The organism is Nonomuraea rhizosphaerae (assembly GCF_019396405.1).
In the GTDB taxonomy this organism is placed as follows: Bacteria; Actinomycetota; Actinomycetes; order Streptosporangiales; family Streptosporangiaceae; genus Nonomuraea; species Nonomuraea rhizosphaerae.
This window is the reverse complement of sequence record NZ_JAHKRL010000270.1, coordinates 1-4,404: the sequence shown is the minus strand read 5'-3', so window position 1 is coordinate 4,404 and position 4,404 is coordinate 1. Positions and strand designations below refer to the sequence as shown.

The following is a 4,404-nucleotide window of genomic DNA, read 5'->3' as shown; positions in this document are numbered from 1 at the left end:
GTGGCCCACCACGTGAGCGTGATGACGGTGCAGGCGGCCGCCGCGCGGCGGGTGCTGGCCGCCGACCCCGACCTGGCGCGTGAGGCGCTGTCGGCGATCGAGCACACCGGCCGGATGGCGATGAGCGAGATGCGCAACATCGTCGGCGTGCTGCGCACCGACGCCCGCGCCGAGCTGGGGCCGCAGCCGGGCCTGCACGACCTGCCCGCGCTGGTGGAGCAGATGCGGGAGGCCGGTCTGGCCACCCAGCTGTCCGTCGAGGGCGACCCGCCGGCCGTCCCCGCCGGCGTCGACCTGGCCGCCTACCGGCTGATCCAGGAGGGGCTGACCAACAGCCTGCGCCACGCCGGTCCCGGCGCCAAGGCCGTGGTGACCGTCCGGCACGACCCGCGTGAGCTGGACGTGCGGGTGGAGGACGACGGGCGGGGCCTGGCGGCCCTGACCGGGCAGCCAGGGCACGGTTTGGTGGGCATTCGCGAGCGGGTTGCCCTCTATGGTGGAATCCTCAGCATCGGTCCGCGAGCGGGGGGCGGATTCGAGGTGCGGGCGAGGTTCCCCTTGAAGGACTCACAATGACGATCAGGGTGCTGCTGGTGGACGACCAGCCGCTGCTGCGCACCGGTTTCCGCCTGATACTCGAGGCCGAGCCCGACATCACGGTGGTGGGGCAGGCCGGTGACGGCAAGGACGCGCAGGAGCAGACGCGGGCGCTGCTGCCCGACGTGGTGCTGATGGACATCCGGATGCCCGGGGTCGACGGCATCGAGGCGACGCGCCGCATCGTGCGCGAGGCCGCGCCGACGGCGCACGTGCCGAAGGTGCTGGTGCTGACCACGTTCGACCTGGACGAGTACATCGTCGAGGCGCTGCGCTCCGGCGCGTCCGGGTTCCTGCTGAAGGACGTGCCGCCGGACGAGCTGGTGCAGGCGATCCGCGTGGTGGCGGCGGGCGACGCGATCGTGGCGCCGAGCGTGACCAGGCGGCTGCTGGACCGGTTCGCCACGCGGCTGCCGTCCGCGTACGAGCAGGCGACCCCGGCGCGGCTCGACCGGCTGACCGAGCGGGAGCTGGAGGTGCTGCGGCTGATCGCCAAGGGCATGTCCAACGCCGAGATCGCCGCCAAGCTGGTGGTCAGCGAGACGACGGTCAAGACGCACGTGGGCAACGTGCTGACCAAGCTGGGCCTGCGCGACCGCGTCCAGGCCGTCGTCCTCGCCTACGAGACGGGGCTGATCACCCCGGGCGCCCTGTCGTAACCACTCCTGCGCGCCTGCTCCCCTGCGCCTGCTTCTCTGTGCCTACTCGGGGGCCACGGCGCCGGTGGGCGTCTGGACGACCGCGTCGGGGGCGTTCTCCGGGAAGTGGCAGGCGACCCGGTGGCCGCTGGCCAGCTCCTCCAGCGGCGGCTCGACCGTCTTGCAGACGTCCTGGGCCTTCCAGCAGCGGGTGTGGAAGCGGCAGGCGGGCGGCGGGTTGAGCGGGCTCGGCACGTCGCCGGTCAGCCTGATCCGCTCCCTCTCCGTACGCGCCTTCGGGTCCGGGATCGGGACGGCCGACAGCAGCGCGTTCGTGTAGGGGTGCATGGGCGAGCTGTAGAGGCGCTTGCGGTCGGCGATCTCGACGATCTTGCCCAGGTACATGACCGCGACCCGGTCGCTGATGTGGCGCACCACGGACAGGTCGTGGGCGATGACCACGTACGTCAGGTCCAGCTCGTTCTGCAGGTCCTCCAGCAGGTTGACCACCTGCGCCTGGATGGACACGTCGAGCGCGGAGACGGGCTCGTCGGCGATGATCAGCTTGGGCTTGAGCGCGAGCGTGCGGGCGATGCCGATGCGCTGCCGCTGGCCGCCGGAGAACTCGTGCGGGTAGCGGTTGTAGTGCTCCGGGTTGAGCCCGACCAGGGCGAGGATGTCCTGGACGGCCTTCTTGATCCCGTTCTCGGTCTTGACGCCCTGGATGCGGTACGGGGCGCCGACGATGGTGCCGACCGTGTGCCGCGGGTTGAGCGACGAGTACGGGTCCTGGAAGATCATCTGCATGTCGCGGCGCAGCGGCCGCAGGGCGCCCTGGCTCATGTGGGTGAGGTCGCGACCCTCGAAGACGATCTTGCCCGCGGTCGGCTCCAGGAGCCTGGTGACCAGGCGGCCGGTGGTCGACTTGCCGCAGCCCGACTCGCCCACCAGGCCGAGGGTCTCGCCCTTGACGACGTCGAAACTGATGCCGTCGACCGCCTTCACGGCGCCGACCTGCCGCTTGAGCAGGCCCTTGGTCACCGGGAAGTGCTTCTGCAGGTCCTGGACGGACAGAAGCGGCTCGTTCGAGGTGGTCACTGGGTCTCCAGAGCTGGCTTGACTTCGTTCTCCCACAGCGTCCGCCGCTCCGTCCTGCTGAGGTGGCAGCGCACGAGGTGGCCCGGGTCGGTGTCAAGCAGGACGGGCACCTCGGTCCTGTCCCTGCCCTTGGTCAGCTCGGCGTACGGGCAGCGGGGGTGGAAGGCGCAGCCCGAAGGCACGTTGATGAGGGACGGCGGGCTTCCCTTGACCGGCAGCAGCCGCTCGGTGGGCTCGCGGTCCAGGCGCGGCATGGAGCCGAGCAGGCCCCACGTGTACGGGTGCTCGGGCCGGTAGAAGATGTCGTCGGCCGTGCCGTACTCGATGCACTTGCCCGCGTACATGACCAGGATGTCGTCGGACAGCTCGGCGACCACGCCGAGGTCGTGCGTGATGATGATGAGCGCGGAGTTGAACTCGCGCTGCAGGTCGCGCATCAGGTCGAGGATCTGGGCCTGCACGGTGACGTCGAGCGCGGTCGTCGGCTCGTCGGCGATGAGCAGCTCGGGGTCGCACGACAGCGCCATGGCGATCATGGCGCGCTGGCGCATGCCGCCGGAGAACTCGTGCGGGTAGGAGTCGACGCGCCGCTGCGGCTCGGGGATGCCGACCCGGCCGAGCATGTCGATGGCGTGCTTCTTGGCGACGCTCTTGGACACCTTGTGGTGGATCCGGTACGCCTCGATGATCTGGGCGCCGACCGTGTAGAACGGGTGCATCGACGACAGCGGGTCCTGGAAGATCATCGACATCTTGCGGCCGCGCAGGCCGCGCACGTGCTCGTTGGAGGCGGTGATGAGGTCCTCGCCGTCGAGCCAGATCTGGCCGGTGACGTTGGCGTTGCCGCCGCGGTGCAGGCCGAGGATGCCGAGGCTGGTCACCGACTTGCCGGAGCCCGACTCGCCGACGATGCCCAGCGTCTTGCCGCGGTCGAGGCTGAACGACAGCCCGTCCACCGACTTGACGACTCCGTCGTCGGTCTTGAAGTGGATCTTGAGGTCCTGGACGTCGAGGAAGGCGTTCTCGCTCACGTCAGCCTCACTCTCGGGTCGACGGTCGCGTAGAGCAGGTCGACGACCAGGTTGGCGATGATGATGAAGGCCGCCGCGGTCAGCGTGACGCCCATCACCTGGGGCAGGTCGTTGTTGCCGATGGCGTCGACGGCGTACTTGCCGATGCCGGGCAGCGAGAACGTGCTCTCGGTCAGCACCGCGCCGCCGAGCAGCAGGCCCAGGTCGAGCCCGAACATCGTCATCACGGGCGTGAGCGTGGCGCGCAGGCCGTGCTTGATCACCACGGTGCGCTCGGGCAGGCCCTTGGCCCGGGCCGTGCGGATGTAGTCCTCCCCCATGGTCTCCAGCATGCCCGCTCTGGTGAGCCGCGCGTACCCGGCCGCGTAGAGGAAGGCGAGCGTCACCCACGGCAGGATGAGGTTGTTGGCCCAGGTGGCCGGGTCCTCGGAGAACGGCACCCAGTTGGCGACGTCGCCGACCAGGCCGAGCTGGTCACGGAAGATGGCCAGGGACACGATGCCGGTGAAGAAGATGGGCAGCGAGACGCCGGCCAGCGCTATGCCCATCGACAGACGGTCGAAGAAGCTGCCGCGTCTCAGCGCCGACACCACGCCGGTGGCCACGCCGAACAGCACCCACACCACGGCCGCGCCGAGCGCCAGTGACAGCGTCACCGGCAATCGGTCCTCCAGGTCGGGCAGCACCGGATTCTGGGTCACGTACGAGTAGCCGAGGCACGGCGCCGGGCAGTGCTCGACACCGGGACCGTAGTTGCGGTCGGTGCCGGCGAAGATGCCTTTCACGAACCGCCCGTACTGCACGACCAGCGGGTCGTTGAAGCCGAGCTTCTCGGCGGCCTGGTGGATCATCTCCTGGTTGGCGGCCTTGCCCACGTAACGCGAGGCGAGGTCTTCGGGGGAGTTCCCCGCCCACAGCGGCACGAGAAAGAAGATGGCGAACGTCGTGATGCTCACCACGAAGAGCAGCAGGACGGCCGCTATCAACCGTCTGACGATGTATGTGGCCACTGATCTCGGCCGTGGCGGGGGGGGGCTGGG

The 4,404-nt window shown here is 69.7% G+C and carries 5 protein-coding genes; 2 read left to right on the top strand and 3 right to left on the bottom strand.

From position 1 onward, the window contains the following. Both KME77_RS13435 and KME77_RS13430 read left to right on the top strand, forming a co-directional pair. On the top strand, nucleotides 1-576 hold a 576-nt coding region (locus KME77_RS13435), incomplete at its 5' end, for a sensor histidine kinase (RefSeq protein WP_246609694.1). Further along, complete coding sequence (locus KME77_RS13430; RefSeq protein WP_219466570.1) at nucleotides 573-1,256, top strand: response regulator; 684 nt, start codon at nucleotides 573-575, stop codon at nucleotides 1,254-1,256. The genes KME77_RS13435 and KME77_RS13430, both read left to right, overlap by 4 nt. 42 nt (nucleotides 1,257-1,298) lie before the next feature. Here KME77_RS13430 and KME77_RS13425 read toward each other — a convergent pair whose 3' ends face one another. The 3 genes from KME77_RS13425 to KME77_RS13415 are packed head-to-tail and all read right to left on the bottom strand — an operon-like array spanning nucleotide 1,299 to nucleotide 4,374. After that, complete coding sequence (locus tag KME77_RS13425; protein WP_219466567.1) at nucleotides 1,299-2,333, bottom strand: ABC transporter ATP-binding protein; 1,035 nt, start codon at nucleotides 2,331-2,333, stop codon at nucleotides 1,299-1,301. Then, complete coding sequence (locus tag KME77_RS13420) at nucleotides 2,330-3,364, bottom strand: ABC transporter ATP-binding protein (RefSeq protein ID WP_219466566.1); 1,035 nt, start codon at nucleotides 3,362-3,364, stop codon at nucleotides 2,330-2,332. Before KME77_RS13420 ends, KME77_RS13425 begins: the two co-directional genes overlap by 4 nt. After that, nucleotides 3,361-4,374, bottom strand: coding sequence for an ABC transporter permease (locus tag KME77_RS13415; protein ID WP_219466563.1), 1,014 nt, complete (start codon nucleotides 4,372-4,374; stop codon nucleotides 3,361-3,363). Before KME77_RS13415 ends, KME77_RS13420 begins: the two co-directional genes overlap by 4 nt. Nucleotides 4,375-4,404: the final 30 nt, after the last annotated feature.

Bases quoted from the DNA above. Each gene is read 5' to 3' on its own strand.
- KME77_RS13430 (WP_219466570.1), top strand. From the start codon at position 573: ATGACGATCAGGGTGCTGCTGGTGGACGACCAGCCGCTGCTGCGCACC.